Raw genomic sequence first — 23,790 nt, 5'->3', positions numbered from 1 at the left:
TCTGCGCGCAACGTTCCCTAAGGTGGGCCGACGTGGATCTCCAAGCAGTACGCACCTTCGTCGCCGTCACGGAAGCGGGCGGGTTCCTCAAAGCCGCCGCCGACCTGTCGGTCACCCAGCAGGCCGTTTCCAAGCGGATCGCCGCGCTGGAGCAGACCCTCGGCGTCCGGCTGTTCACGCGCGCCCCGCGCGGCGCCGAGCTCACCATCGACGGCCGCGCGTTCCTGCCCCACGCGCGCGAACTCCTGCGCGCCGCCGAGCGCGCGAGCGCGTCCGTCCGCCCCGGCAGCCGCGCGCTCCGCGTCGACGTGATCGCCTCGCGCACCGCCCAGTCGAGCGCGATGCGCGGTTTCCACCACGCGCACCCGGAGATCGGCCTCGATGTGATGATGCTGGTCAGCATGGACACGGCGGTGGCCGTCCTCCGCTCCGGCGAACTCGACGCGACGTTCCGCGCGGTCGGAGCCCCCGGCCGCCCCCTGCCCGACGACATCGAGTCCGCCCGGGTCCTGGACGAACCCCTCGAACTCCTCACCGGCCCCGCCCACGCCCTGGCGGACGCCCGCGCGGTCACCCTCACCGACCTCGTCGGCCACCGCATCTGGATGCCCGGCATCGCCCCCGGCACGGAGTGGGGCGCCTACTACGACGACCTGGTCGCCGACTTCGGCCTCACGATCGAGGCGACGGGCCCCAACTTCGGCTCGGACGCCCTGCTCGACACCATCGCGGACACCCCGTCCCTGGCCACCTTCATGGGCAAGCACTCCCGCCTCATCTGGCCCAAGGACCACGACCTCCGCCGCATCCCCATCAAGACCCCGACCCCGGTCTACCCCCACTCCCTCCTCTGGCACCGCGACAACCCGCACCCGGGGCTGGGGGCGCTGCGGGCGTACTTGGCGGTGACGGGGGAGCGCCGGGACCCTGAGGGAACCTGGGTGCCGGGGTGGGTGCTCGGGCGCTGAACGAGATGGAATCCGCCATACGCGCTCCGTCTCGTCACGAACCGGCGTGCGCGCCCCTCGTGGCCGGCATCAGCCGACGGGCTTGAGGTGGCTTCGCCTATTGATGGGCGTGACGTTTCCCTTGGCTCTGGCTTCGGCCTTTCGAGCCTTTTCGTCCAGGTGGAGCTGGAAGCGGCGTTCGTATTCGTCCTCGAAGTCGCCCAGGTCCAGCCGCATGTCATCCGGCGTGGCTTTGATGGCGCGTTGTTGGTCGCGAGGGTCGTTGAACGCGGCGATCATCGGGTGCAGTTGGAACCGTCCGCGGCGGATGACGGTGACGAGGCGGGCGGCGACGAGGTGCGGCATGGCACGGCTGATCATGCCGCGCTCCATGGCGAGACCGGCGGCGAACTCTTCGTGTGTGGCGGCCACGAGTCCGCCGGGCTCCTGCTCGGTCATCATGGGCAGCAGCAGGGTGTACGCGGTGGGAGGGAGCCTGGGCACGTACGCGAGACCGTTGAACGTGCGGGCCCGTGGGATTCCTCGGACCGTAGGGGGCATCAGCGGATCTGAGTCTCGGGTGGTGCGGACCGTGACGGACGAACAACAGCAGGAGTGGCTGGTCACGGTGCCGGGCTCCGCCGTCCGGCCCGGGGGCCGAACGGCTCAGGTGCCTCCGCACGCCGGAGCCGACGCCGACCCGCGTCGCAGGTTCCGTGCTGTGGCCGAGGCCGAACCGTTCGTGAGTGGGGAGGATGACGTGAATGCGAAGGCGCCAAGCACGCCGTGAGACGGGGCGTCGGAGTCCTGGGCGCCGGGGTGGGCGGTGCGGCCCTTGGAACCAGCTCCCCCAAGCACCTGAGTGCCCCCAACCTGGGGCATTGAGGAGGTTGGTCTCGTTCTCGGCCGTGTACGCCTCGGCGTGGCTGTTGTAGTCGTTGACCTTCGGTGGATCCACGGTCACCGCGGACGACGAGGTGGGCCGGGGGCGCTCGCGTGCTCTTGGTGCTCGTTGGAGATCATGAGGTGGGAGACGTGGGCCGTATCGATGCGGTTCCGGACTGCTCCCGGTCGGACGCACAGCCTCGGGAACCGGCACCCAGCACGAAGAGAACACCTCTGCGTCCCTGTTGATCACCCGGCTAAGGTGCCTGGCATGAACGCGATAGCGGTGCGTGGAGCCACGATCCACTACGACGACTTCGGTCCCTCGGCCGGGCTGCCGGCCCTGTTGATTCACGGCCATCCGTTCAACCGCACTCTGTGGGCACCCCAGGGCAGGGCGCTGGCCGAGGCGGGGTACCGGGTCATCACCCCTGACCTGCGGGGTTACGGCGACAGCAGCGTCACCCGGGGAAGGGTCCTGCTCTCCGACTTCGCCGATGACCTCGCCGCGCTCCTCGACCACCTGGGTGTCGAGCGGGCCGTGGTCGGGGGTGTCTCGATGGGCGGTCAGATCGCCATGGAGTTTCAGCGTCTCCACCCGCAGCGGGTGCGGGCCCTGGTCCTGTCCGACACCTCCGCTCCCGCCGAGACCGATGAGGGCAAGGAGTTCCGCAACCGCCTGGCCGACCGGCTCCTCGCCGAGGGCATGGACGGGTACGCGAGCGAGGTGATCGACAAGATGCTCGCCGCGTACAACGTGACCGCGATGCCCGAGGTCGCCGATCGCGTCCTGGGCATGATGCGCGCCACGGACCCTCACGGCGCGGCGGCAGCCCTGCGCGGGCGGGCCGAACGCCCCGACTACCGGGACACGCTGGCAGCGGTCCGCAAGCCGGTACTGGTCGTCGTCGGCGCGGACGACGTGTACACCCCGGTCGCGGAGGCCGAGGCGATCCGCGGCCTCGTACCCGACGCGACTCTGGCCGTCATCGAGAAGGCCGGCCACCTTCCCGGCGCCGAGCAGCCCGAGTCCTTCAACACCGCTCTGCTGGACTTCCTCACCGCCCGGGTGGCCACCCGTGACTGAGCCGCACCCGCTCCTGGCCTGCTTCACCGAGGCCGCCCACGGTCGTTTCCCGCCCTGCGACGGCGGTGTGACGGTGCTTCCGCCGCTGCCCGGGGGGCTTGAGGCATCCGTCGCCTTCACCGGACACGCGGTGTTCGCCACCGCCTTGAACGCCGCTGACGTACACGCCCTGGGACCGGACGGCTTCGGTGCCTCCCTGGCCCCCGACTTCCTTCGCCACCTCGCGGGCCCGGAGGGGGCGATCGGCGTCACGGACGCCACCCTGACGACCCGTGGTACCGGCGGAACGCCACGCCTGGCCGAGCTCGGGGACGAAGCGCACGATCACCCGCGCGTCCTGCATGCCCGCGCACTGAGGACCGGCATCAAGGTCTACGGCGACGAGCGGGGGCTGATCACGCTGGCGGTCGGCCTCGCCGGACGGCGGGAACTGAGCATCGAACTGCATGCCCCCCACCACGGGAGCCAGGGCCACGGACGCGGCCTCCTCGCGGATGCCCTGACGCTCGTGCCGGCGGGCGAACCGCTCTTCGCCGCCGTGTCCCCGGGCAATGCCGCTCCTTCCGCGCCTTCCTGGCCTGCGGGTTCACCCCGATCGGCAGCGAAGTGATCATCCGGCCCCAGCGATCCGCGGAGCACTGAGGAGGCAAGGCGTTGTTCAGCGCCGTCCGTACCGTCATGACCTTCGCCGTCGACCCCGAGGCGTCGGCCCGTTGGCGGGTGAGCTTCTGGGCGTGCCCGTGGAGATGGACGTCGGTGACACCGGGGCCGTCTACGCCTGGGTGGTGGTCGGCGGGGTCGAGCTCGGGTTCCATCCGGTGGACGACGAGCGCAATCCCCGGGGCGGCAGCCCCGTCGTGTACTGGGGCGTGGCGGACCTCGACCGGGTACGCGAGCGGCTGCTGGCGGGCGGGTGCGCGCACCATCGCGGGCCGCTGACCATCGAACCGGGGCGCAGGATCGCCCAACTGCGCGACCCGTTCGGCACGGTCATCGGGATCGAAGGCCCGTAGAGCGCGCGAAAACACGACCTGGGTCGGTTGCGGGTACGGGCAACGGCGTGAGCCGAGGCCGTCGGTGCCCCTCGTCGGAGCACGCAACCGGCCCGGCTCTCGCGGTATGCCGGAGCAGGGCCGGTTGTGATCACCGGTGTTTCGGGCTCAGCCGATCTGATAGAACTCCACGTCCCCGTACTGGTACGTGTTGGCGATTCCGCTGGTGGCGCCCACGACCAGCTCGACGGATCCGTTCTCGTGCCGGTCCGAGCGGACGTCGATCTTCACAGGCGTGTCCGTGCACCAGTAGCTCTTGTAGTGCCAGCTGCCGTTCCAGTTCCGGTAGCCCAGGGTCACGGACTGGCCGGTGAGGGCGCCGTGGTGGCAGTAGGCGTCGAGTTCGCCCTTGACGGTGTAGTGGCGGGGGCCGTCGCTGCTGACGGTTCCGTTGAAGCGGACGTCGTACAGGTTGACCCCGTACGGGTCGTCCTTGATGTAGCTGACGTGGGCTTCGAGGGTCGCCGCGCTGGCGGACGAGACCGGCAGGAGTGCCGCGCCGGCCACGGCGAGGGCGGTGGCGCAGGCACGGGCCAGGCGGCGCGTCGGGCGCCTGGTGGAGAGGGAGTTCGTCGTCATGTCTCGGAAAACGATCACCGAGTGGAGCGGTGTTCGCCCATTCCGGCGATCTCGAAACGGGGGGCCGCCTCACCTCACTCCGCAGCCACCCTCGCCAGCCGCCCCAGCCCCGCCTTGATCCGGTCCGGCGTCACCCCCCGCTCCCGCTGGTGGAGGTACACCTCCGGGGCCAGCGGTGCGAGCAGGCTGTCCGCCAGGGCCTCCGGGTCCGGGGTGCCCGCCTGGCGGAGGAGGGCGAGGACGTGGGCGCGCCAGAAGCCGTACGCGCCCACTGCGAGGCGCTTCGCTCCGGACTCCGCGCCCAGGACCAGGTGGCCGTGCCGGTCCAGCAGGTCGACCATCGCCGCGTAGAAGGCGGCGAGCCGCTCGTGGGGCGGGGCGCCGGGGCCCAGGGGCGGGGCGCCGCGCAGCAGTTCGTCCTGGAGGAGGCGTTCGTGCTCGTCGAGCAGGGCCGCCGCGATGGACGCCACGTCCGGGTAGCGGCGGTAGAGGGTGCCCCGGCCGACGCCGGCCGTGCGGGCGATGTCCTCCATCGTGACCGTCCGGGGGTCCCCGGTCTCGAACAACTCAGCTGCGGCGGCCAGCACCTTGGCGCGGTTGCGCGCCGCGTCCGCGCGTTCCCTCATCTCCACCACGGGCTCAGCCTACGTCAGTCCGGGAAGTAAGCGGACACGGTGTCCGGTTGGTTGGTAGGGTCAGCTCGCCGCATAACTGGACACGGTGTCCGGTTGTGCGAGCGTCTGTGCGCGCTCGAACGAATCGCCCGACCGAGGAGACGTCCGCCATGACCGCCAACGCCCCGACCCTGCTCCACATCGACGCCAGCGCCCGCCGCCACTCCTTCAGCCGGGAGCTCGGCGACGCCGTCGCCGGTGCCTGGCGTACGGCCCACCCCGGCGGCACGTACCTCCACCGTGATCTCGCGCTGACTCCGGTCCCGCAGATAACCGAGGCGTGGACCGAGCTGTGCGACTACGTCCTGGAGCACGGGATCACCGACACCGACCGGTACCGGGAAGCGGTCCGCACCCCGGAACATGCCGCCGCCTGGGCGGTCATCGAGCCGCTGCTCGCCGAACTCGTCGCCGCCGACACCGTCCTGATCGCCACACCCATGTACAACTTCTCGATCCCGGCGTCGCTGAAGGCGTGGATCGACCAGGTGACCTTCCCGAAGATGTCCCTGGCCGGGCGTCGGTTCGTCGTGGCGTACGCACGCGGCGGGGCGTACGGGCCGGGCACGCCGCGCCACCCGTACGACCACCAGGAGCGCTACCTGCGCGACTTCTTCGCCGGGCACTTCGCCATTCCGGACGAGGCGATGGACTTCCTCGGCACCGAGCTGGTGAACGCGCGCGTCGATCCCGCCCTCGCCGCGCGCCGCGCCGCCCACGACGCGTCCCGCGAGGCGGCGCTGGCGGCGGCCCGGAAGACCGGAGGGGCGCTGTGAGCTGGCTGCTGCTCCTCGCGGCGGGGCTGGTCGAGGTCGCCTGGTCGCAGAGCATCAAGCCCACGGCCGGCTTCACCCGCCCGCTGCCGACGCTGGTCTGTTTCGTGCTCGCCGCCGCCGCGGTCTATCTGCTGTCGCTGGCGATGCGGAGCCTGCCGGTCGGCACGGCGTACGCGGTCTTCACCGGCATCGGCGCGCTCGGGGCGATCACCCTGGGCATCGTCGTCCACAAGGACCCGGTGTCGATGGGCCGTATCGCCGCACTCGCCCTCATCGTCGGGGGCGTGGCCCTGGCCCGGGTGACCTCTCAGGAGGGCTCGTAGGGTCATGCCATGGGCGTCGACCTCACCACACTGATCGCCGACTGGACCTGGCTCGCCGAGGTCCCGCCCCCGGAACGGCTGGAGCGGCTGCGGAACGCCTGGTACGACGAGGCGACCGGGTTGTGGGACGCCGTGTCGGTGACGTACGGGTGGGAGTGGCCGCGCGGGCCGCACAGCGCGCTCTTCGGCGTGTACGAGTTCCCGGGCACCCTCGGCTCGTACAAGCCGCATTTCTGGGCGGGGGAGGCGTGGGAGAAGGCCCGCGACCACGTCGACGCGGACGTGCGGGCGGAGCTGGACGCGCTGCTCGGCGGGCTGATCTGGGACGGTCCGGACTTCGACGACGAGGAGCCGGGCGAGGGCCACGCCTTCTTCACCGGGGGCTACGGCTTGCTGGTCGCGCAGTCCCCGCAGGGCGTACGGGACCTGCTCGCGGCCTGGGAGCGCGTACGGCCAAGGCTCGAAGAGCTCCGCACACCCTACGAGGAGCGCTCCGAAGCGTCCCAGTACAAAGGCTTCGACGCCTTCGTGCGCCTCCTGACCGACTGGGGCGAAGTCCTGGCCGAGGCCGCCCGCAGGGGCTGGGGGATCGCGGGCGTGAGCGAGTAGGCGGTCAGCGCCTGCGCGAAACCCCCAGCTCGATCAGGTAGCGCTTGGTCACCCGGCCCCCGTATCGCCCGTCGATCAGCTCGGCGATGGCATCCAGCAGCCCGCGGCGGGCGGTGTCCGGGAGCGCCCGGTGACCCGAGTACGTCCGCAGCACGTCCAGGTACTCCGACGCGGTGTACGTGAGGTCCTGCTCGTAACGGCGGAAGACCGTGGGGCCGAAGCGGCCGCTGCGGGCCACCTCCTCGGCGTGGTCCGCGTTGCCGACTTCGGCGGTCGCGGGCGGGCGCGTCCCGGGCTTCGTGTCCGGGTCGAACCGCTCGTAGCAGCGCTGGACATCGAGGAAGAACTCCTCGGTGCCGCCCGCCACATGCTGGGTACGCACCACGGCGAGCGCACCGCCGGGGCGCAGCGCGTCGGCGGCCCTGGGCACGCGCACCGCCGGGGCGATCCAGTGGAACGAGGTCACCGCGAGCACCGTGTCGTACGGCTCCGGGGGCAGCGGCCAGCTCTCGAACTCGGCCGTCACCACCTCCACGCCCCGCGCCCCGGCCAGATTGCGGCGGGCGACCGCGGCCATGCTCGGCCCCGCCTCGACGGCCGTGATCCGGCAGCCCCGCCGGGCCAGCGGGACGGTGGCCTGGCCGGTCCCGCAGCCCACCTCCAGGACCCGGCTGCCGGGACGGGCCCCGGCGAGCTCCGCGAGGTCGTCGTACAACGCCGTCGGATACCCCGGCCTGGCCCGGTCGTACAGCTCCGCGTCCTCGTCGAAGGTCCGCCGCAGCCGCTCCCGCCGGGCGTCGTCGGGGGTGTCGTCGCGGTGGGTGGCGATTCCGGGCATGCGGGGCAGGCTATGCGATGCCCGCGCCGGTGGCCCGCCGTACGGCGGAAGCGGTACGGCGGGGGTGCTGGAATGGCTCCATGGGCGACACGCTGTACGACACCGACCTCCTCGTCATCGGCGGCGGTCCCGCCGGCTGCGCCGCCGTGCGGATGGCCGCCGGGGTCGGGATGCGGTCGGTGCTGGTCGAGCCGGACCGGCTGTGCCGGAACCTCTGCCGGATTCCGGTCCTCAACAACGTGCTCGGCGGCCATGCCGGCGGCCCCGCGCTCGCCGACGCCGTCACCGCGGAGGTCAGGGGCACGGAGCTGTGCCGGCTCGCACTCGGGCGATACGTCAGTGAGCTGCGCGCTGACGAGGACCGTGTCACCGCCACCCTCGACAGCGGGGCCCGTCTCACCGCCCCGTACGCCGTCGTCGCCACCGGGGTCGGGCCGCTCCAGCCGTGCGACGTCGGCTGGATCACCGCCCCGGACGGGCCGACCCTGCCGCCGCTCTGGCAGGCAGAGGCGGCAGAGGGCCGGACGCTCCTCGTCCTCGGCGGGGACCGGCCGATCGGGACCTTCCTGCGCGCCCGTCCGGACACCGGCATCCGGCTCCTCGTGGCGTACCCGGCGGCCGACGCGTACAAGACCGAGGAGATCCGCGAGGACCCCCGGGTCACGCTCGTCCCCGTCGAGCACCTGACGCTCGCGGACGACGGGGCGGCGGAGGCGACAGGCCCGGACGGTGTACGGCACAGGCTCGCGGCGGACGCCGTGTACCTCAGCCTCGGCAGCGCGCCCGCCGCACCGGCGGGGGATCTGGTCCGGGGCGCCGACGGGTACTGCGCGCCCGCCGGCCAGCACCCCCGCGTCCTCGTCGCAGGCGACCTCCGCTCCGCGCGCTACCAGCGGATCATGACCGCCCTGGGCTCCGGCAGCGAGGCCGCTCTGCACGCGTACTACGCGGACCGTCTGTAGGCCCGTGGTACGGCGCGCAGCCACGTACATGCGACCGCGGAGGTACCGAACCACCACCCGTGGGCGGACGTTGAGGCACCCGGTCCGCGCCTAGCGTTCCGATCATGAGAACTCGTCACCGCGGCCTGGCCGCCTCGCTCCTCGTCCTCGCCCTGGGGGCCACCGCCGTCGCCCCGGCCGTCGCCGCCACCCCGTCGCCCGCCGCGGGCGGCCCCGCACTCACCGCCGCCGCCCAGCACCTGCGGCTGCCCGCGCCGACCGGGCCGTACGGCGTCGGCCGGAGCACCCTGCACCTGCGGGACACCGGCCGCGCCGACCCGTACGTTCCGGAGGCCGGCGGACGCGAGCTGCTGGCGTCCGTGTTCTACCCGGCACGGGCCGGAAGCGGGGTGCCGGCTCCGTACATGAGCGAGAAGGAAGCGGAACTGCTGCTGGAGTCCCGGGGGCTCGGCGGTCTCGTCAAGCCCGGTGTGGTCGGGGCCACCGAGACCCACGCGCGGCTGGGCGCGGCGCCCGCGCGCCGCCGGTTCCCGCTGGTCGTGCTGTCGCCGGGCTTCGGGCAGAGCCGCTTCACGCTCACCTCCCTCGCGGCGGACCTGGCCTCACGCGGTTATGTCGTCGCGGCGGTGGACCACGCCTACGAGTCCCTCGCGACCGTCTTCCCGGGCGGACGCGTCCTGCCCTGCGCCGCCTGCGACCTGGTGGAGCGGACCGGGGACGCGGGCATGGCGGAGGTCGCCCGGGGCCGGGCGAGGGACGTCTCGTTCCTGCTGGACCGGTTGACGGGGCATCACCCCGCCTGGTCGTACGCCTCGATGATCGACCGGCGGCGCGTCGGCATGGCCGGGCACTCCATCGGCGGCGACTCCGCCGCGGCCACGATGGCCGCCGACCCGCGGGTGCGCGCGGGCGTGAACATGGACGGCGCCTTCTACGCCCCGGTCCCCGACGCGGGGCTCCGGGGCCGGCCGTTCATGATGCTCGGCACCGAGGTCCAGCACGCCCCCGGCAGCACCACCGACACCACGTGGGACCGTGACTGGCCGCGCTTGGACGGCTGGAAGCGGTGGCTCACGGTCGCCGGGGCGGGCCACTTCACCTTCACCGACATGCCGGTTCTCGGCGCCGAACTGGGCATCAAGGACCCCTCGGCACCGCTGGCCGCCCACCCCTCCAGCCGCATCACCCGCGACTACGTCGCCGCCTTCTTCGACCTCCATCTCAAGGGCGTACCGCAGCCGCTGCTCGACGGCCCGACGGCCGCCGACCCGGAGGTGTCGTTCCAGCGGCTGTGACAGGTCTCGCCGGATGCGGGGCGGGCTCAGCTGCCTCCGGTGCCGGGTGCCGGGGGTGCGGAGCGGCGTTCGAGAGTGAACACGCGCGTCTCCGGGTCGACCCGGGCCGGCAGCACCGTCCCCTGTGCGGCGTCCCCGAACAGGTACGCCAGAAGGTCGCATGTGCACTCGAACGGTTCGAATCCCGGGCCGTCAACCCATATCAGCAGCCGGACCTGCTCGTGCTCCTCGTTGGTCGGAGGGGCGGAGGACGCCGACCGGACCAGGGCGGTCGCATCGACACCGGTGGCGGCGAGCCGGAGGGTGAGCCGGCGTTCCACGCGGGCGGAGACGAAGGTCGACCACCCGACGTACGCGACGAACACGGCGACCAGGAAGAGTGCGGTGCCCGCCCACGTCCATCCGCTGCCGGTCCCACCGATCTCGGAGACGGTACGGACCGCGACGTAGACGGCGGCGCCGCCCGCGCCCAGCAGCAGGACCGCCCCCACGGTGCAGGCGATCGCGGTGATCACCGGGCCCTTGGGATCCAGCAGGGCGGGTTCGGGGGCGCGCGCGGTGGGCATGGGCGCACCCTATTCAAAGAGCATGGTGCGTGTAACGGGTCCGTGCGAGGCTGATGCGGCCATCAGTCCCGCGCGAGAGGCCGTGAAGGAGTCGCGAGATGGGCCAGGAGTCCTCGCACGACCGACAGCTCCACCGGCAGTCGCTCCTCTACCGGCCCGGAAGCACGCTCCTGACCACGGTCCGCGCGTACACGGGCGGGCCCACACCGGCCCGCCCCGACGATCCCGCCGTCCGCTTCCATCCCGGAGGGGTCGCGTACCACCAGGCGTTCGGACACGACCCCGTGATCAAGCTGGGCTGGTCGGCGGTCCGGGCGGTCGCCGTCCTTCCCGGGCCGATAGCGGGCCGGCGGGCCCTGTGCGTGTACCGGATCGATGAACCGCCGCGGCCCGACATCCCGGCCGACGACATGTTCAGCGGCACCGGCCGGGGCCTCGGAGCCCGCTTCGAGGCGCTGTTCGGCACGCGGCTCGCGGTACATCTGCACCACGTGCGGGGCCCGTCACTGAAGCGACTCGCCCGGTCCCTGCGCGCCTGGACGGACGGCCGCATCACCCTCGGCACCGAACGCCCGGCCTGAAGCAGGCCGCGGCCGGAGGGTCACAAGGCGGCCCTGTTCTTCAGCGGCTCCCACCAGGCGCGGTTGTCCCGGTACCAGTCGAAGGTCTCCCGCAGCCCCTGCGTGAAGTCCTTGCGCGGCCGGTAGCCCAGCTCCTCGCGGATCTTGGTGCAGTCGACCGAGTAGCGCAGGTCGTGCCCGAGCCGGTCGGCCACGTGCTCGACGCTCTGCCAGGTGGAGCCGGACAGCTCCAGCAGCAGTTCGGTCAGCTCCTTGTTGCTCAGCTCCGTGCCACCACCGATGTTGTAGACCTCGCCCGGGCGGCCGCCGGTGCGCACCAGCTCCAGGCCCTGGACGTGGTCGTCGATGTGCAGCCAGTCCCGTACGTTCAGCCCCTCCCCGTACAGCGGCACCTTGTGCCCGTCCAGGAGGTTGGTGATGAACAGCGGGATGACCTTCTCGGGGAAATGGTGGTGGCCGTAGTTGTTCGAGCAGCGCGTCACCCGGACGTCGAGCCCGTGGGTGCGGTGGTACGACAGGGCGACCAGGTCGGAGGACGCCTTGGAGGCGGCGTACGGGGAGTTCGGGCGCAGCGGGTCCGTCTCCGGCCAGGAGCCCTCGTCGATCGACCCGTAGACCTCGTCGGTCGACACGTGCAGGAACGGAACCGGGCCGCCCGGCCGGCGCAGCGCCGCGTCCAGGAGGGTCTGGGTGCCCAGGACGTTGGTCGTGATGAACTCCGCGGCGCCCTGGATGGAGCGGTCGACGTGCGACTCGGCGGCGAAGTGCACGATCTGGTCGTGCCCGGCCACCACCCTCGCGACGAGCTCGCGGTCGCAGATGTCGCCCGGGACGAAGGAGAAGCGGGGGTTGCTCCGGACGTCGTCCAGGTTGGCCGGGTTGCCGGCGTACGTGAGCTTGTCGAGGACGGTCACGGTGACGTCGCCGGGGCCGTCGGGGCCCAGCAGCGTACGGACGTAGTGGGAGCCGATGAAGCCGGCGCCGCCGGTGACGAGGATGCGTGTGTCGGTCATGAGGAGATCTGCACCTTGCTGTGGTCGCCGAGGACGAAACGGTGGGCCGCGGGCATCCGCGGGGCGGGCGTCACCACGACGTTCCGCCCGATGATCGACGCCTCCACGCGCCGGACCCCGTTGAGCGAGGAGTCGTCCAGCACGATGGAGAACTCGATCTCGCTGTCGCTGATCACACAGTTGCGCGAGATGGACGTGAAGGGTCCGACGTACGAGGACGTGACGACGGTGCCGGCACCGATGACCGCCGGGCCCACGATGCGGGAGCCGACGACACAGGCGCCCTCCTCGACCGTGACGCGGCCGATGATCTCGCTGCTCTCGTCGACGCTGCCGTCGATGCGCTGCTCGGAGGTCTCCAGGACGGACCGGTTGACCTCCAGCATGTCGGTGACGTTGCCGGTGTCCTTCCAGTAGCCGGAGATCGTGGTGGAGCGCACGTCGCGGCCGTTGTCGATGAGCCACTGGAGGGCGTGGGTGATCTCCAGCTCGCCCCGCCCGGACGGCTCGATGGAGCGGACGGCCTCGTGGACAGCGGGCGTGAAGAGGTAGACGCCGACCAGGGCGAGGTCGCTCTTGGGGTGCTCGGGCTTCTCCTCCAGACCGGTGACCCGGCCGTCGGGGCCCAGCTCGGCGACGCCGAAGGCCTTCGGGTCGGAGACCTTGGTGAGCAGGATCTGCGCGTCGGGCCGGTCGGCGCGGAAGCCGTCGACGAGGTCCGTGATGCCGCCGACGATGAAGTTGTCGCCGAGGTACATGACGAAGTCGTCGTCGCCGAGGAACTCCTGCGCGATGAGCACGGCGTGGGCCAGGCCCAGCGGTGCCTCCTGCGGGATGTAGGTCACCTCGATGCCGAACGCGGAGCCGTCTCCGACGGCCTCCATGATCTCGTCGGCGGTATTCCCGACGATGATGCCGACCTGCTTGATGCCGGCGTCCGCGATCGCTTCCAGGCCGTAGAAGAGCACCGGCTTGTTGGCCACGGGCACCAACTGCTTGGCGGATGTGTGGGTGAGGGGGCGCAGGCGGGTTCCGGCCCCGCCGGAGAGTACGAGAGCCTTCATGACCCCGACGCTAGGAGCGGGCACTTGAGAACAGATGGGGGATCGGCCGCGCCACAGGAGGCCTCCAGGGCGGCTCGACCACCCGTGCAGATCCTCGAAGCGTTCCCTGAGGCGAGCACGAGGAAGGCACACCCATGGCAGACCACCGCGCACTCATCCAGTCGTTCGTCGACATGATCAACGATCACGACATCAGCCGGATGAGCGAGCACACCGCGCCCGGGCACATCGACCACAACCCCGTGGTCGAGGACGGCATCGAGGCCAACACCGAGTTCTGGAAGCAGATATTCGCCGCGTTCCCGGACATCAGGATCGCCGTGCACGACGTGATCTCGGACGGCGACCGCGTCTCCGGCCGCTTCGAGTACTCGGGCACCCACCAGGGCGCCTTCTTCGGCGTCGAGGCCACCGGCCGCACGCTGACGTTCCAGTCCATCGACATCTGGCGCGTGGAGAACGGCCTGCTGGCCGAGCACTGGGACCAGCTGGACATGGGCGGGATGTTCCACCAGCTCGGTGTCGACTTCTACGCCATGCAGAACGCGGCCGCCTGACGGCCCGTCGGGCAGTGGAACCACGCGGGGCGGCCTCGATTATTACGCCGTAATAATCGAGGCCGCCCCATGCGTATCGGCGTCAGCCGGCGGCCCGTTGGACCTCCTCGACGAGCCGGGCGTGCGCCAGGATCGCGTCGGCGTGCGGGGCGAAGTCCTGGCCCTGCAGCACCGCGCGGGCGAAGACCCCGGCGGTGTTGGTGAAGTGGTGGTCGGGGGCGAGCGCGATCTCCTCGGCCCGCCCGTCGCGCTCCACCTTCAGTACGGGGGTGTACTCGTCGGGCGTGCTGAACGCCCGCTCCAGCCGCACCCGCCCCCGGCTGCCCCACAGCTCGTAGCCGCTGCGGTACGCGTGCTCCACCCCGTACGAGAGCTGCGCGGCGACCCCGTCGGGCGATTCGAGCAGCGCGCTGCCGGCCGGGCTCGGCCCGTGCGCGCTCGCCGGGCGCACCTGCGCACCGGCGACCCTCAGCCCCGGGCCGAGGAACAGCTGCGCCGCGCGCAGCGGATAGGCGGCGACCTCCGGCAGGGTGCTGGCCCGCCGCAGCCCGCCCGAGCCGTCCGCCGCCGGCTGGAGCGGGATGCCGAACTCCGAGGCGAAGAGCTGGACCTCGCCGATGAGGCCGTCCGCGACCAGCTCGTGGACCCGGGTGTGCTGGGAGTGGTGGAGGAACATGAAGTTCTCCATCAGCAGCAGCCCGCGCTCGCGCGCCGCCGCCACCGCCTTCTCGGCCTCCGCGAGGTCCGTCGCGAACGGTTTCTCGCACCACACGTGCTTGCCGGCCGCCAGTGCCCGCAGCGTCCACTCCGCGTGCAGCTCGGGCGGCAGCGGGATGTAGACGGCGTCCACGTCGTCCCGCTCCAGGAGCCGTTCGTACCCTTCGACGGCCGCGCCGCCGAACCGCTCGGTGAACTCCCGGGCCCGCTCGACACGGCGGCTGGCCACCGCCGTCACCTCGACCAGCGGCTGCCGCTCCAGCGACGGGAGCGTGCGCCGCAGCGCGATGTCCGCACAGCCCAGCACCCCGAGCCGCACTACCCGCGCGCCCGTCATGCGTACACCCCGCCCAGCGACCAGGCCGCGCGCAGGCCGGTGAGCAGCGTGCGGGCCTCGACGTTCAGATAGTTGCTGTGCCGGACCAGGCCGGAGAGCTGGCTCGCGGTCACCCAGGTGAAGTCCTCGGGCACGTCGAGCGGGAACTCCTCCCCGACCTCCATCAGCACATAGCGGTTGCCCGCGTGGTGGAACCGGCCGCCCTCCTCGGACTGCACGGTGTCGTACAGCAGCCTGCCGGGATCGGCGCCCAGGACGACGTCCAGGTAGCGCGGCTGCTGGTGGGGCGGCAGGGACAGCGCCCGGCCCGGCTGGCACTGCACGGTGGGGCCCAGCTCGGCCACGTCTAGCACGCCGGCCTCGGACCTGGCGTGCGCCAGCAGGTGCGGTACGCCCCCGATCCGGCGGATCAGGAAGGCGGAGAGCCCCTGTTCGGCGGGGGCGAGCAGCGGCTGAGTCCAGCTCTTGACCTCGCGGTTCGCGGCGGCCACGGAGGCGGCGATGACCGTGAAGTGGTGCCCGGTGTCGTGGACGATCTCGTGGTCGGTGCGCTGCCAGCGCTGGACCCGGTTCAGCGGGATGGTGCGCTGGACGAGCTGCCGGCGGGCCTTGATCTCGGTGAGCCGGCTCAGCACGTGCTCGGTGGAGTGCAGCGAGGGGCCGCTGCCGGTGAGCGCCGGGATCATCGAGAGGACGGTGCGCGCGTCCATGTTGATGACGTTGGACTCGTACAGGAGCTGGTTGATCTGGCCGAGCGTCAGCCAGACGAAGTCCTCGTGCGGCGGTACGTCCCCGACGGCCTCGACCAGCATGTTCCGGTTGCGCTTGCGCAGGAACCAGGAGCCCTGCTCCGACTGGAGGGAGTCGTAGAGGACGCGGGAGCGGGCGCGCGGCGGGGTGAAGTACTCGATGTAGCGGACGGCGGCGCCCTTGTGCACGCCCGTGTAGTTGCTGCGGGTGGCCTGCACGGTGGGGGAGAGCTGGACCGTGTCGACGTTGCCGGGCTCCATCTTGGCCTGCATCAGGCAGTGCAGGACGCCGTCGAACTCCTTGACGACGATGCCCAGGATGCCGACCTCGGGCTGGTTGATGATCGGCTGGGACCAGGAGTGCTCGTGCCCGTTCCACTCGGTGTGCAGGCTCAGCCCCTCCACAGAGAAGAACTGCCCGCTGTCGTGCACGAGGTTGCCGGTGGCGTCCTCGAAGTGCCAGCCGACGAGCTCGGAGAACGGGATGCGGCGTACGTCGTAGCGGTTGGTACGGCGCTGGGCGTCGAACCAGTCGCGGAACACCGCGTTCGGCGTCACCGCGCTGTCGAGGGCCTGCGCGGAGAGCGTGAACCGCCCGGCCGCGCTGGTGGCGACGCCGGGGGGCGCGGCCTGGGTGATGGTCATCGAGAGCTCCTTCGGTAGGCCGTTTCCCGCGAGCGCCATGCCGTGTCCCGCGAGCCGGGGCAGGCGGCCGCAGCACGACGATGGGCCGTCGCGATGGGCTTGCGCTGGAGAGGCCCCACAGGAGTCCTTGAGTCCGGCTCGATCAACTGCCCTGGCGAGCAGTGAAGTTGTCAGTGATAAATTTTCTAGCGTCACTAGACAAGGCGGGTCGGCGTCCCTACGCTGAGGCGGTATGAGAATCCTCTTTGCCGGCGCCGGAAACTTCGGCCACGTCTATCCCCTCATCCCCCTGGCGACGGCCGCCAAGGCGGCGGGCCACGAGGTCTCCTTCGCCACGGGTGAGCAGCTGCATCCCGCCCTGGTGCGGGCCGGCCTCGACCCGGTCAAGGCCGGGCGCCCGGTCCCCGAGGCGTTCATGGAAGCCGTACGCGCCATGGGCCACCAGGGCGGCGACCTCGGCGCGCAGGACGTGCCGCCGGAGGTCCTGGCGGCGCTGCACGTCGAGGTGTTCGGCTCCGTGCTGCCCCGCTGGGTCGCCGCCGACCTGGCACCCGAGCTGGAGCGGCTCCGCCCCGACCTCGTCGTCTACGAGGCGCTGAACCCCGGCGCCTCCTTCGCCGCCCGTCTCGCGGGCATCCCGGCCGTCGCGCACGGCGTCGGGCTGATGGCCCAGGGCCCCGAGGACCTGGCCGTCCAGGAGAAGCTGCTCGCCACCGCCGCCGACCTCGGCGTCGACGTGCCCGGCGGCCAGCTGCTGGCCCTGGCCCGTACGTACATCGACATCTGCCCGCCGTCCATCCAGGACCCGCACTTCCTGGCCGCGCCGCTGCCCCGTATCGAGCAGCGCTCGGTCGCGTACGCGGAGCCGGGCGAGCTGCCCGAGCCGTTCCGCAGCGGCTCGGAGCCGTTCGTTTACGTCACCCTCGGCACCGCCCTCGGCTCGGCGGACGTGCTGCGCACCGTCGTCCGGGGCCTGCTCCCGCTGAACGTCCCGCTGCTCGTCGCGGCCGGTCCCGTGGTCCCCGTCGAGGAGCTCGGCGAGCTGCCCGACCGGGTGGTCGCCGTGCCGTGGGTCGCCCAGGCCAAGGCGCTGGAGAGCGCGTCGCTCGTCGTCCAGCACGGCGGCGCCGGCACCACGCTCGCCACCCTCGCCGCCGGGCTCCCGCAGCTGGTGCTGCCGCAGGGCGCGGACGGCCCGGCCAACGGCCGCGCGGTACGCGACGCGGGCGCCGGCGAGGTCGTCTTCGCCCCGGACCTGACCGCGGACGCGGTCACCGAGGCGGCGCGCGGACTGCTCGCCTCCGAGAGTGCCCGGGTCGGCGCGCGCAAGGTCGCCGACGAGATCGCGTCCATGCCGCTGCCGGCCGAGACCGTGAAGCGGCTCGCGGAGTTCGCGGGCTGACCCTCCCAGACCCCGGTGTGCGTGCTGTGTCCCCCGCCGCGCGCACCGGGCCACTCTCAGCACAGGGGGAGCGGCACCGTCCCGGCCGCCGGGAACGGGGCGGTGCCGGGTGCGCCGGAGCGCGCCAGCAGGTGGTCCACCGGCGCCCACGCGCGGGCGCGCACGAGGGCCCGCAGGACATGGCGGACCTCGGCCACCAGGCGTACGGCCGCGGCGCGTCGGATCACGGCGGGCGCGAAGTCCAGGCAGAGCAACGGGTCGTCCCGCCACCGCAGCACGGTCAGCGCCGCCTGCGCGGGGCCGGTGCCCAGGTGGGCGTGGTGGAAGCGCGCGGTCAGGCCGCCGTACGAGGCGCGGGCCGGGAGCCACTCGTCGCGGGCCGCGAAGAGCACCGGCGCCGGTGACGCGGGAGCGAGGGTGTGTGCGGTTCCTCGCTCCCGCGCCCCGGACGGCTCGTCGCGGAGCCGGCCCAGGGCCTCGCCGAACGCGCAGGCGACGCCCCGCAGGAAGTAGTCCGTGGTGCCCTCCAGCTCGCAGGCGGCCGACACCCGGGCCCCGCACGCGGCGACGGCCCGCACCGCCGCCGCGCCCGGGTGCCGGGGCAGCTCGACGCCGACCGGCACCGCGTCCGCGCCCGAGTCCCGCCCCAGGACCAGCGCCCAGGCGGCGAGCAGCACACAGCTGTGCGGCACCCCGGCGCGCCGGGCGGTCGCGTCGACCGCGTCCCGTAACGAGTCGTCGAGGGCGAAGGCCATGCGTTCGGTGCGGAAGCGGGGCGCGGCGCCTTGGGCGCTCACGGCCTCGGGGTGGGCCCCTTCCACCGCGTCCGGGCCCGGAGCCGCCGTGTACCCCGGCGCGGACCCGCGCACCACGCGTTCGTAACCGGCGAGGAGTTCGCGCCAGACCAGTGCGGCGGAGAAGCCGTCGGCCACGGCCTCGTGGTGCACGAAGGACAGCAGATGCCGGCCGGGCCCCAGCGCGGCCAGGGCGAAGGCGACGGGCGGCCGGCCCGGCTGCCCGGCGACCCGCCGCAGCTCCGCAGCCAGCCGGGAGTGCGCGGCGGCGACGGGGTCGGGTTCAGCGGGGACGGGGTCCGGTCCGGCGGCGACCGGGTCGGTGTCGGGGAGTTCGGCCAGCGGGCCCGGGTGCCGGTCCAGTACGTGCCGGCCCACCCCGTCCCCGTACGGCGTGAACGCCGTCCGCAGTCCCTCGTGCCGGTCGCAGAGCGCGTCGAGCACCGTCCGCAGCGCGGTGACGTCGAGCGGCCCGGACAGTTCGGCGCTGAGCACCCGGTACGCGGAGGTGTCACCGAAGGCCACCCGCTGGCCCGGGAGCAGGGGGCGCAGGGCGGACGACGGCCGTGCGGGCGGCGGGGGAGCGGCCGGGACGGCGCGGTCGAGGACGTCCGCGAGGGGCTCGGGCCCCATCAGCTGGTCCAACTCGACGCCGAGACCCAGGGCTTCACCGGCGCGCAGCCGCAGCCGGGCCGCCCGGTCGAAGGTGCCGCCCAGGGTGATGAAGGGGGATCCCGCGGCCCTGGCCGCCAGGGTGCGTGCGTCGAGGCCCATCACGTCCGCGGCCAGGTCGAGCAGTGCCTCCGAGGGGGTCCGGGTCGGCATGAGGTGGCCCTTCTGTGGCGGTCTTGCCGCCGATGGTGGCGACCACGCCTCGAAAGTCACTCGAACCCGGCTGTACGGAAAGGGGCCGCACCCTACTTCTTTCGGCAGCAGGAACCCTATCAACGCTAGCTAGAGTTTCGCTGAAATGTTAGTATCGGGGCCATGACCGCCAGAGAGCGCCGCCTCCGTGAGCAGGCCAACCGCCATCAGCTCATCCTCGCCACCGCGCGTGAGATGGCCGAGGAGGAGGGCTGGGACAACGTGACGACGCGGCGCCTCGCGGACCGCATCGAGTACAGCCAGCCCGTGCTCTACCAGCACTTCAAGAACAAGGACGCGATCGTCCACGCCGTGGCGACCGAGGGACTGGTCGAGCTGGCCTCCGTGCTGCGCGCCGCGCGCCCCGAGTCCGGCGGTCCCCGCGAGGCGCTGCAGGCGGTGGCCCGCGCCTATACCGCGTTCGCCGCCCGGTGGCCCGCGCTCTACCAGGCGATGCTGGTCCTGGACACGGGCGAGGAGCGCGGCGACGAACGCGAACCGCAGCCCCTGCTCGACGTGATGGCGGAGATCCAGGAAGTGGTCGGGCCCCTGGCCGAGGGCCGCGACCCCAGGGTGCTGGCCGAGGTGGTGTGGAGCGCCTGGCACGGACTGGTGACGCTCACCGGGGGAGCCAGGCTCACCGAGGCCGGCACGGACGAGCGGCTGCTGCTGCTCACCGACGCCCTGGCCCACCCGGCGCCCCAGCCGGCCTGACGGGCCGTCACCCGTCCGTCAGACGGTGCCGGCGGTCTCCGCGGCCGGTTCGGTCGTCGTCGCCGTCGGGTTGACGTGCTCGTTGACGCGCTTGCCGAGCAGGACGAAGAGCAGGATCAGCCCGACGGTCAGCAGGATGTGGCCGAACCCGGCGGTCAGCGGAACGGCCACGGCGATGTCGTCCTCGCTGCGGCCGAGCACGGTCAGGATGCCGTGGACGCCCATCATCGTGGTCGAGATGGCGATGCCGGTGTTGTAGAACCAGAAGAACGCAGTGAACAGCTTCGAGCCGGACAGCGAGAAGACCTTGTCCAGGGCGAGGACGATCAGGAAGACGATCATGCCCAGCGCCAGCAGGTGCGTGTGCATCAGCGCCAGCTGCGTGTCGCCGTGGAAGTCGTTGTGCTTCGTGAACTCCCGGTAGAAGAGCCCCGAGATCACTCCGACGATCATGTAGACGTGCGCTGCGTAATACGACTTCCGCATGGCGGCGTCCGCTCCCCTGGGTCGACTGCCGTACCGATCAAGACCATTCAAGCACCAGGCCTCTGCCCGCCGGGGCACTTCACAAGGACCCCTCCAGTCACTTTCGAGCAGCCTTCGAGCACGTCTCGTACGAACCCGGACGGTTGCGGGCACATGGCTGTACGAGGCGGAATCGGGGAACGGTCGCGGACCGCTCGAATCCGCCGGGAGGCCCCCGGGCCGCGCACTACGGTGACGCTGCCGAGGTGTGAGGAGGGGCCGCCATGGAGGAACAGCACGCCACCCTGCGCGTCCTGCCCGCCCGGCGGCCCGAGCTGCACGAGGTGCCGGAACCAGGCCCCCGCCCGGTCCGCGTCCACGTCGTGGGAACGGACCCGCTGGCCCGCGTGGGACTGCGCACCCTTCTCGCGGACCACCCCGCCATCCACGTCACCGGCGAGAGCCCGCCCGGCCCCCCTCTCGCCCGCGCCCTGCACGCCAGCCGGCCCCGCGTCCTGGTCGTGCACGGCACCCTCGCACCGGAGGACCGCCCCGACCCCGGGGCCGTCAGCGTGCTCACGGTCGGTGAGGCGCCCGGCGGCGTGCCCACCCGCGGACACCTTCCCGGCACGGCGACGGCCGGCGAGCTCACCTCGGCCGTGGTGCTCGCGGCGGCCGGTTACACCCTCGTCGGCGGGGGAACACGCGGCCTCCCGCCGCCCGGCCCCCGGCTGTCCTCGGTCAGCCCGGACGAGCTGACCGAACGCGAGAGCCAGGTACTCGAACTCCTCGCCCGCGGCCTGTCCAACGCCGAGATCGCCGGCTCGCTCACCCTCTCCGAACACACCGTCAAGACGCACGTGCAGAACATGCTGCACAAGCTGAGGCTCCGCAACCGCGTCCACGCCGCGATCTACGCCTTCGAATCGGGTGTACGCGCCACCGGTTGACGGCACCGCCGGTCCACACGCCCCCGCAGGTGGGCGCCCGGCCACTGGAGCGGCGCACGAGACCCGCAAGAGACGTGCACGAGACCGGAGGCACATACGCAGGCAAAGCTTTGCCCGCTCCGTTGCCCCGGTCCTACGCTCGAACGCGTCCAGGGCGCCCACCCGACCCGTCCGACCCGCCCGCTACCGCCCGGCAGGCGGCCCGTGTCGACAGCGCGTCAACTCCAGGGGAATGGTCACATGCTGCAACAACCCTCGTTCGGACGCCGTCTGAAGAAGCTGCGCATGGCCCAGGGCTACTCGCAGACCGCGCTGGCCGGAGAGGGCATGTCCACCGGCTACCTCTCCCGCCTGGAGTCGGGCGCCCGCCAGCCCACGGAACGCGCCGTCGGCTACCTGGCCCAGCGCCTGGGCATCGAACCCGCCGACTTCGAGGACCCCGCGGGCGGCTCACTCGCCCACGCCCTCACCCTCGCCGCCTCCACCGGCTCCGACGACGCCCTGAGCACCCTGCACGACGCGCTGTCCGCCGAGGGTCACGAGCTGCCCGTGCTGCGCTGGCAGGCCCTGTGGCTGCTGGCCCGGCACCGCAGACTCCAGGGCGACCACGCGGCCGAACGCGACCACCTGGAGCGCCTGGTCCGCCTCGGCGGCGACGTCGGGCTGCCCGAACTCCAGGTGCGTGGCCTGACCCGCCTCGCCCGCTGCCTGCGCTCCCTCGGCGAGATCAACGGGGCCGCCGACGCGGCGGTGGAGGCCGACCGCATGGCCCGCGAGGCCGGGGTCGGCGTCGACGACCACGCCGCGGTGCTGCTCGCCCTGGTCTCCGTACGCGCGGAGGAGGGCAGGCTCCCGGACGCGCGGGCGTACGCCGACGAACTGACCGCCCTCGTCGAGGGCCGCGCCGACGCGCTGTGGGCGGAGGCGATGTGGACGGCGGCCGCCGTACGGATGCGCCAGGGCGACCACGCGGGCGCCGAGCGGTACCTGGGGCAGGCGCTGGAGCGGTTCGCGGGCACCGACGACCTGGTGCTGTGGCTGCGGCTGCGCCTCGCGGCGGGCCGCCTACACCTCCAGAAGGTCCCGGCCGAGCCGGAGGCCGCCGAGAAGTGCGTCACCGCCGCCGAACAGGCCATGGCCTTCGTCGGCACGCCCGGGATGCGCCAGGAACTCTCGGCACTCAAGGCCGACCTCGCGTTCATGACGGGCCGATACGGGGAAGCCCGCACCCTGCTCGGCGAGCTCGCGGCCGAGGAACCGATGATGACCTACCGTGACCGCGTCCGCCTCGACATCCTGCGCAACCAGCTGCTCGTCCTGTCCGGCGACGAGACCGGGGTGCAGGGGCTGCGGGCCCTGGCACAGCAGGCACAGCAGGACGCCAACATCGACCTGGCGGCCGAGATCTGGCGCATCCTCGCCGACGCCCTCTCCCAGATCCAGCAGCCCTCGACGCGTTCTGCACCGGCCGGGAGCACGCTCGTGGCGACCCAGACACCCACACGCACGGGGAGCGCGACATGACGCACACCACGGCCACGGACACCCCCGAAACCCCCGCCCCGTCCGCCACGAAGACCTCCGAACCGGGACGGGCGACCGCCATCATGGCGGCCCTGTCGGCGTGCTGACGGAGACCGTACGGTGCCGGCCCGGCGCTGCACCCGTATCCCGGTGGGCGGCCCCGGAAGCGCCCTGAGACGCGGCAGGCCGAGCACCCCGCCCCGCCGCCTCCGCACCCGCCTCTGCTGCCACGTACCGCATCCGGCGTAGTACTTTCGTGGCCCTCTTCCCTTACGTACCAGGGAAGTTGGAGGATGCGCGCATGAACCCGAACGGGCCCGGCCCGACCGCCGACGCGGCGGCCACCTACCTCACGGCGCTCCACGCAAGGCTGACGGCCGACGGCTGCACCATGAGCTCGCCGCCCTGGAACGACTACCGGGTGGTGACCGGCTGCCGCGCCGACCGCAAAGTCCGCTGGTTCGGGACGAAGACCGAGGTGTTCGTATTCGCGGCAGCCGTCCCCGAGGTCGACGTGGCCATGCTGGGGGAGTTCACCGTCTGGGCGATGAGCTACGCCAAGAGCCTGCGCAAGGGCATACCCGGCGCCCGCAACGCGGCGTTCGTGCTTCCCGCCCTCGTGAGCCCCCGCGTCAGGCCCGAGGCGGCCCGGTGGGCCGCCCAGGACGCCCGGCTGCTCGGTACGACACTGATCAGCCGGCCCGTCACGGTCGAGACCGCCCCCGGCGCCGTACGCACCACGATGTACCGGGGCGGGACCGCCTGGGGCGGCATGTTCACGAAACACGTGCTGGAGAAGGCCGCCCTCTACTTCCCGTAAG

At 72.4% G+C, this 23,790-nt stretch carries 27 protein-coding genes; 16 read left to right on the top strand and 11 right to left on the bottom strand.

Annotated elements, in window-relative coordinates; all coding sequences use genetic code 11:
* The first annotated feature begins 32 nt into the window (after positions 1-32).
* Entirely contained in the window at positions 33-968 is a 936-nt protein-coding gene (locus tag BLW14_RS32775) for a LysR family transcriptional regulator (protein WP_093710995.1), read from the top strand.
* Between the two features lie 69 nt (positions 969-1,037).
* On the opposite strand, the gene BLW14_RS34735 is transcribed toward BLW14_RS32775, so the two are convergent.
* A complete protein-coding gene (locus BLW14_RS34735) occupies positions 1,038-1,409 on the bottom strand; it encodes a hypothetical protein (RefSeq protein ID WP_177154258.1) in 372 nt (123 codons plus the stop codon).
* 694 nt (positions 1,410-2,103) lie between these two features.
* Here BLW14_RS34735 and BLW14_RS32765 point away from each other — a divergent pair.
* The 3 genes from BLW14_RS32765 to BLW14_RS32755 all read left to right on the top strand — a co-directional run bounded on the left by BLW14_RS32765 (position 2,104) and on the right by BLW14_RS32755 (position 3,932).
* Positions 2,104-2,919 carry an alpha/beta fold hydrolase gene (locus BLW14_RS32765; protein WP_093710994.1) on the top strand — a complete coding sequence of 272 codons (816 nt, stop codon included), beginning with the start codon at positions 2,104-2,106 and terminating at the stop codon, positions 2,917-2,919.
* The gene (locus BLW14_RS32760; RefSeq protein ID WP_256333054.1) at positions 2,912-3,529 is read left to right on the top strand and encodes a hypothetical protein; all 618 of its coding nucleotides are present in this window, start codon (positions 2,912-2,914) and stop codon (positions 3,527-3,529) included. Before BLW14_RS32765 ends, BLW14_RS32760 begins: the two co-directional genes overlap by 8 nt.
* Positions 3,530-3,653: 124 nt before the next feature.
* Positions 3,654-3,932, top strand: coding sequence for a VOC family protein (locus BLW14_RS32755; protein WP_256333053.1), 279 nt, complete (start codon positions 3,654-3,656; stop codon positions 3,930-3,932).
* Between the two features lie 147 nt (positions 3,933-4,079).
* On the opposite strand, the gene BLW14_RS32750 is transcribed toward BLW14_RS32755, so the two are convergent.
* Positions 4,080-4,550: a hypothetical protein gene (locus BLW14_RS32750; protein WP_093710993.1), complete on the bottom strand. Its 471-nt coding sequence runs from the start codon at positions 4,548-4,550 to the stop codon at positions 4,080-4,082.
* A 74-nt stretch (positions 4,551-4,624) separates the two neighbouring features.
* Positions 4,625-5,176 carry a TetR/AcrR family transcriptional regulator gene (locus BLW14_RS32745; RefSeq protein WP_177154261.1) on the bottom strand — a complete coding sequence of 184 codons (552 nt, stop codon included), beginning with the start codon at positions 5,174-5,176 and terminating at the stop codon, positions 4,625-4,627.
* A 158-nt stretch (positions 5,177-5,334) separates the two neighbouring features.
* Here BLW14_RS32745 and BLW14_RS32740 point away from each other — a divergent pair, with 158 nt between their 5' ends.
* From BLW14_RS32740 to BLW14_RS32730, 3 genes are read left to right on the top strand one after another with little or no spacing between them, the layout of a single operon-like run.
* Positions 5,335-6,000 (top strand): FMN-dependent NADH-azoreductase, encoded by a 666-nt coding sequence (locus tag BLW14_RS32740; protein ID WP_093710991.1) that lies wholly within the window; start codon positions 5,335-5,337, stop codon positions 5,998-6,000.
* Positions 5,997-6,323 (top strand): DMT family transporter, encoded by a 327-nt coding sequence (locus BLW14_RS32735; RefSeq protein WP_093710990.1) that lies wholly within the window; start codon positions 5,997-5,999, stop codon positions 6,321-6,323. Before BLW14_RS32740 ends, BLW14_RS32735 begins: the two co-directional genes overlap by 4 nt.
* Before the next feature lie 9 nt (positions 6,324-6,332).
* Positions 6,333-6,932: a hypothetical protein gene (locus tag BLW14_RS32730; RefSeq protein WP_093710989.1), complete on the top strand. Its 600-nt coding sequence runs from the start codon at positions 6,333-6,335 to the stop codon at positions 6,930-6,932.
* A gap of 4 nt (positions 6,933-6,936) precedes the next feature.
* Here the strand turns inward: BLW14_RS32730 and BLW14_RS32725 are convergent, their stop codons facing one another.
* On the bottom strand, positions 6,937-7,770 hold the full coding sequence (locus BLW14_RS32725) for a class I SAM-dependent methyltransferase (RefSeq protein WP_093710988.1): 834 nt from the start codon (positions 7,768-7,770) through the stop codon (positions 6,937-6,939).
* A gap of 80 nt (positions 7,771-7,850) precedes the next feature.
* Here BLW14_RS32725 and BLW14_RS32720 point away from each other — a divergent pair, with 80 nt between their 5' ends.
* Both BLW14_RS32720 and BLW14_RS32715 read left to right on the top strand, forming a co-directional pair.
* Positions 7,851-8,732, top strand: coding sequence for an FAD-dependent oxidoreductase (locus BLW14_RS32720; protein WP_093710987.1), 882 nt, complete (start codon positions 7,851-7,853; stop codon positions 8,730-8,732).
* A 104-nt stretch (positions 8,733-8,836) separates the two neighbouring features.
* Complete coding sequence (locus BLW14_RS32715) at positions 8,837-10,027, top strand: alpha/beta hydrolase family protein (protein WP_093710986.1); 1,191 nt, start codon at positions 8,837-8,839, stop codon at positions 10,025-10,027.
* Positions 10,028-10,053: 26 nt separating this feature from the next.
* On the opposite strand, the gene BLW14_RS32710 is transcribed toward BLW14_RS32715, so the two are convergent.
* A complete protein-coding gene (locus tag BLW14_RS32710) occupies positions 10,054-10,593 on the bottom strand; it encodes a hypothetical protein (protein WP_093710985.1) in 540 nt (179 codons plus the stop codon).
* Positions 10,594-10,691: 98 nt separating this feature from the next.
* Between BLW14_RS32710 and BLW14_RS32705 the strand changes: the two genes are divergently transcribed.
* A complete protein-coding gene (locus tag BLW14_RS32705; RefSeq protein WP_093710984.1) occupies positions 10,692-11,174 on the top strand; it encodes a hypothetical protein in 483 nt (160 codons plus the stop codon).
* 20 nt (positions 11,175-11,194) lie between these two features.
* On the opposite strand, the gene rfbB is transcribed toward BLW14_RS32705, so the two are convergent.
* Both rfbB and BLW14_RS32695 read right to left on the bottom strand, forming a co-directional pair.
* Positions 11,195-12,187 (bottom strand): dTDP-glucose 4,6-dehydratase, encoded by a 993-nt coding sequence (gene rfbB, locus BLW14_RS32700; RefSeq protein ID WP_093710983.1) that lies wholly within the window; start codon positions 12,185-12,187, stop codon positions 11,195-11,197.
* Positions 12,184-13,251, bottom strand: coding sequence for a glucose-1-phosphate thymidylyltransferase (locus tag BLW14_RS32695; RefSeq protein WP_093710982.1), 1,068 nt, complete (start codon positions 13,249-13,251; stop codon positions 12,184-12,186). The genes rfbB and BLW14_RS32695 overlap by 4 nt, the downstream gene beginning before the upstream one ends.
* 134 nt (positions 13,252-13,385) lie before the next feature.
* Here BLW14_RS32695 and BLW14_RS32690 point away from each other — a divergent pair, with 134 nt between their 5' ends.
* A complete protein-coding gene (locus tag BLW14_RS32690) occupies positions 13,386-13,808 on the top strand; it encodes an ester cyclase (RefSeq protein WP_093710981.1) in 423 nt (140 codons plus the stop codon).
* A gap of 82 nt (positions 13,809-13,890) precedes the next feature.
* Here BLW14_RS32690 and BLW14_RS32685 read toward each other — a convergent pair whose 3' ends face one another.
* Positions 13,891-14,862 (bottom strand): Gfo/Idh/MocA family protein, encoded by a 972-nt coding sequence (locus BLW14_RS32685; RefSeq protein ID WP_093710980.1) that lies wholly within the window; start codon positions 14,860-14,862, stop codon positions 13,891-13,893.
* A complete protein-coding gene (locus BLW14_RS32680) occupies positions 14,859-16,256 on the bottom strand; it encodes an NDP-hexose 2,3-dehydratase family protein (RefSeq protein ID WP_093710979.1) in 1,398 nt (465 codons plus the stop codon). The genes BLW14_RS32685 and BLW14_RS32680 overlap by 4 nt, the downstream gene beginning before the upstream one ends.
* Before the next feature lie 232 nt (positions 16,257-16,488).
* On the opposite strand from BLW14_RS32680, the gene BLW14_RS32675 reads away from it, so the two are divergent.
* On the top strand, positions 16,489-17,658 hold the full coding sequence (locus BLW14_RS32675) for a glycosyltransferase (protein WP_093710978.1): 1,170 nt from the start codon (positions 16,489-16,491) through the stop codon (positions 17,656-17,658).
* A 56-nt stretch (positions 17,659-17,714) separates the two neighbouring features.
* Here the strand turns inward: BLW14_RS32675 and BLW14_RS32670 are convergent, their stop codons facing one another.
* Positions 17,715-19,277 (bottom strand): condensation domain-containing protein, encoded by a 1,563-nt coding sequence (locus tag BLW14_RS32670; protein ID WP_093710977.1) that lies wholly within the window; start codon positions 19,275-19,277, stop codon positions 17,715-17,717.
* Positions 19,278-19,439: 162 nt separating this feature from the next.
* Between BLW14_RS32670 and BLW14_RS32665 the strand changes: the two genes are divergently transcribed.
* Positions 19,440-20,030 (top strand): TetR/AcrR family transcriptional regulator, encoded by a 591-nt coding sequence (locus BLW14_RS32665; RefSeq protein ID WP_093710976.1) that lies wholly within the window; start codon positions 19,440-19,442, stop codon positions 20,028-20,030.
* An 18-nt stretch (positions 20,031-20,048) separates the two neighbouring features.
* On the opposite strand, the gene BLW14_RS32660 is transcribed toward BLW14_RS32665, so the two are convergent.
* On the bottom strand, positions 20,049-20,516 hold the full coding sequence (locus BLW14_RS32660) for a DUF2871 domain-containing protein (protein ID WP_093710975.1): 468 nt from the start codon (positions 20,514-20,516) through the stop codon (positions 20,049-20,051).
* A 263-nt stretch (positions 20,517-20,779) separates the two neighbouring features.
* On the opposite strand from BLW14_RS32660, the gene BLW14_RS32655 reads away from it, so the two are divergent.
* The 3 genes from BLW14_RS32655 to BLW14_RS32645 all read left to right on the top strand — a co-directional run bounded on the left by BLW14_RS32655 (position 20,780) and on the right by BLW14_RS32645 (position 23,789).
* On the top strand, positions 20,780-21,445 hold the full coding sequence (locus BLW14_RS32655; RefSeq protein ID WP_093710974.1) for a response regulator transcription factor: 666 nt from the start codon (positions 20,780-20,782) through the stop codon (positions 21,443-21,445).
* Positions 21,446-21,685: 240 nt separating this feature from the next.
* The gene (locus BLW14_RS32650; protein WP_093710973.1) at positions 21,686-22,969 is read left to right on the top strand and encodes a helix-turn-helix domain-containing protein; all 1,284 of its coding nucleotides are present in this window, start codon (positions 21,686-21,688) and stop codon (positions 22,967-22,969) included.
* A gap of 301 nt (positions 22,970-23,270) precedes the next feature.
* Positions 23,271-23,789, top strand: a complete 519-nt coding sequence (locus BLW14_RS32645) for a hypothetical protein (RefSeq protein ID WP_093710972.1) — start codon at positions 23,271-23,273, stop codon at positions 23,787-23,789.
* Position 23,790 lies beyond the last annotated feature (1 nt).

The organism is Streptomyces sp. 2131.1 (genome assembly GCF_900105515.1).
GTDB classification, from domain to species: domain Bacteria; phylum Actinomycetota; class Actinomycetes; order Streptomycetales; family Streptomycetaceae; genus Streptomyces; species Streptomyces drozdowiczii.
The sequence above is the reverse complement of the archived record's forward strand: the minus strand, read 5'-3'. Positions and strand labels throughout refer to the sequence as shown.

Excerpts from the sequence above, each read along its gene's own strand:
- BLW14_RS32730 (WP_093710989.1), top strand. The coding sequence starts at position 6,333 with ATGGGCGTCGACCTCACCACACTGATCGCCGACTGGACCTGGCTCGCC.
- rfbB (WP_093710983.1), bottom strand. The coding sequence starts at position 12,187 with ATGACCGACACACGCATCCTCGTCACCGGCGGCGCCGGCTTCATCGGC.
- BLW14_RS32745 (WP_177154261.1), bottom strand. The coding sequence starts at position 5,176 with ATGAGGGAACGCGCGGACGCGGCGCGCAACCGCGCCAAGGTGCTGGCC.
- BLW14_RS32715 (WP_093710986.1), top strand. The coding sequence starts at position 8,837 with ATGAGAACTCGTCACCGCGGCCTGGCCGCCTCGCTCCTCGTCCTCGCC.
- BLW14_RS34735 (WP_177154258.1), bottom strand. The coding sequence starts at position 1,409 with ATGATGACCGAGCAGGAGCCCGGCGGACTCGTGGCCGCCACACACGAA.
- BLW14_RS32670 (WP_093710977.1), bottom strand. The coding sequence starts at position 19,277 with ATGCCGACCCGGACCCCCTCGGAGGCACTGCTCGACCTGGCCGCGGAC.
- BLW14_RS32765 (WP_093710994.1), top strand. The coding sequence starts at position 2,104 with ATGAACGCGATAGCGGTGCGTGGAGCCACGATCCACTACGACGACTTC.
- BLW14_RS32695 (WP_093710982.1), bottom strand. The coding sequence starts at position 13,251 with ATGAAGGCTCTCGTACTCTCCGGCGGGGCCGGAACCCGCCTGCGCCCC.
- BLW14_RS32750 (WP_093710993.1), bottom strand. The coding sequence starts at position 4,550 with ATGACGACGAACTCCCTCTCCACCAGGCGCCCGACGCGCCGCCTGGCC.
- BLW14_RS32720 (WP_093710987.1), top strand. The coding sequence starts at position 7,851 with ATGGGCGACACGCTGTACGACACCGACCTCCTCGTCATCGGCGGCGGT.
- BLW14_RS32655 (WP_093710974.1), top strand. The coding sequence starts at position 20,780 with ATGGAGGAACAGCACGCCACCCTGCGCGTCCTGCCCGCCCGGCGGCCC.
- BLW14_RS32645 (WP_093710972.1), top strand. The coding sequence starts at position 23,271 with ATGAACCCGAACGGGCCCGGCCCGACCGCCGACGCGGCGGCCACCTAC.
- BLW14_RS32725 (WP_093710988.1), bottom strand. The coding sequence starts at position 7,770 with ATGCCCGGAATCGCCACCCACCGCGACGACACCCCCGACGACGCCCGG.
- BLW14_RS32690 (WP_093710981.1), top strand. The coding sequence starts at position 13,386 with ATGGCAGACCACCGCGCACTCATCCAGTCGTTCGTCGACATGATCAAC.
- BLW14_RS32740 (WP_093710991.1), top strand. The coding sequence starts at position 5,335 with ATGACCGCCAACGCCCCGACCCTGCTCCACATCGACGCCAGCGCCCGC.
- BLW14_RS32650 (WP_093710973.1), top strand. The coding sequence starts at position 21,686 with ATGCTGCAACAACCCTCGTTCGGACGCCGTCTGAAGAAGCTGCGCATG.
- BLW14_RS32685 (WP_093710980.1), bottom strand. The coding sequence starts at position 14,862 with ATGACGGGCGCGCGGGTAGTGCGGCTCGGGGTGCTGGGCTGTGCGGAC.
- BLW14_RS32665 (WP_093710976.1), top strand. The coding sequence starts at position 19,440 with ATGACCGCCAGAGAGCGCCGCCTCCGTGAGCAGGCCAACCGCCATCAG.
- BLW14_RS32705 (WP_093710984.1), top strand. The coding sequence starts at position 10,692 with ATGGGCCAGGAGTCCTCGCACGACCGACAGCTCCACCGGCAGTCGCTC.
- BLW14_RS32675 (WP_093710978.1), top strand. The coding sequence starts at position 16,489 with ATGAGAATCCTCTTTGCCGGCGCCGGAAACTTCGGCCACGTCTATCCC.
- BLW14_RS32680 (WP_093710979.1), bottom strand. The coding sequence starts at position 16,256 with ATGACCATCACCCAGGCCGCGCCCCCCGGCGTCGCCACCAGCGCGGCC.
- BLW14_RS32710 (WP_093710985.1), bottom strand. The coding sequence starts at position 10,593 with ATGCCCACCGCGCGCGCCCCCGAACCCGCCCTGCTGGATCCCAAGGGC.
- BLW14_RS32660 (WP_093710975.1), bottom strand. The coding sequence starts at position 20,516 with ATGCGGAAGTCGTATTACGCAGCGCACGTCTACATGATCGTCGGAGTG.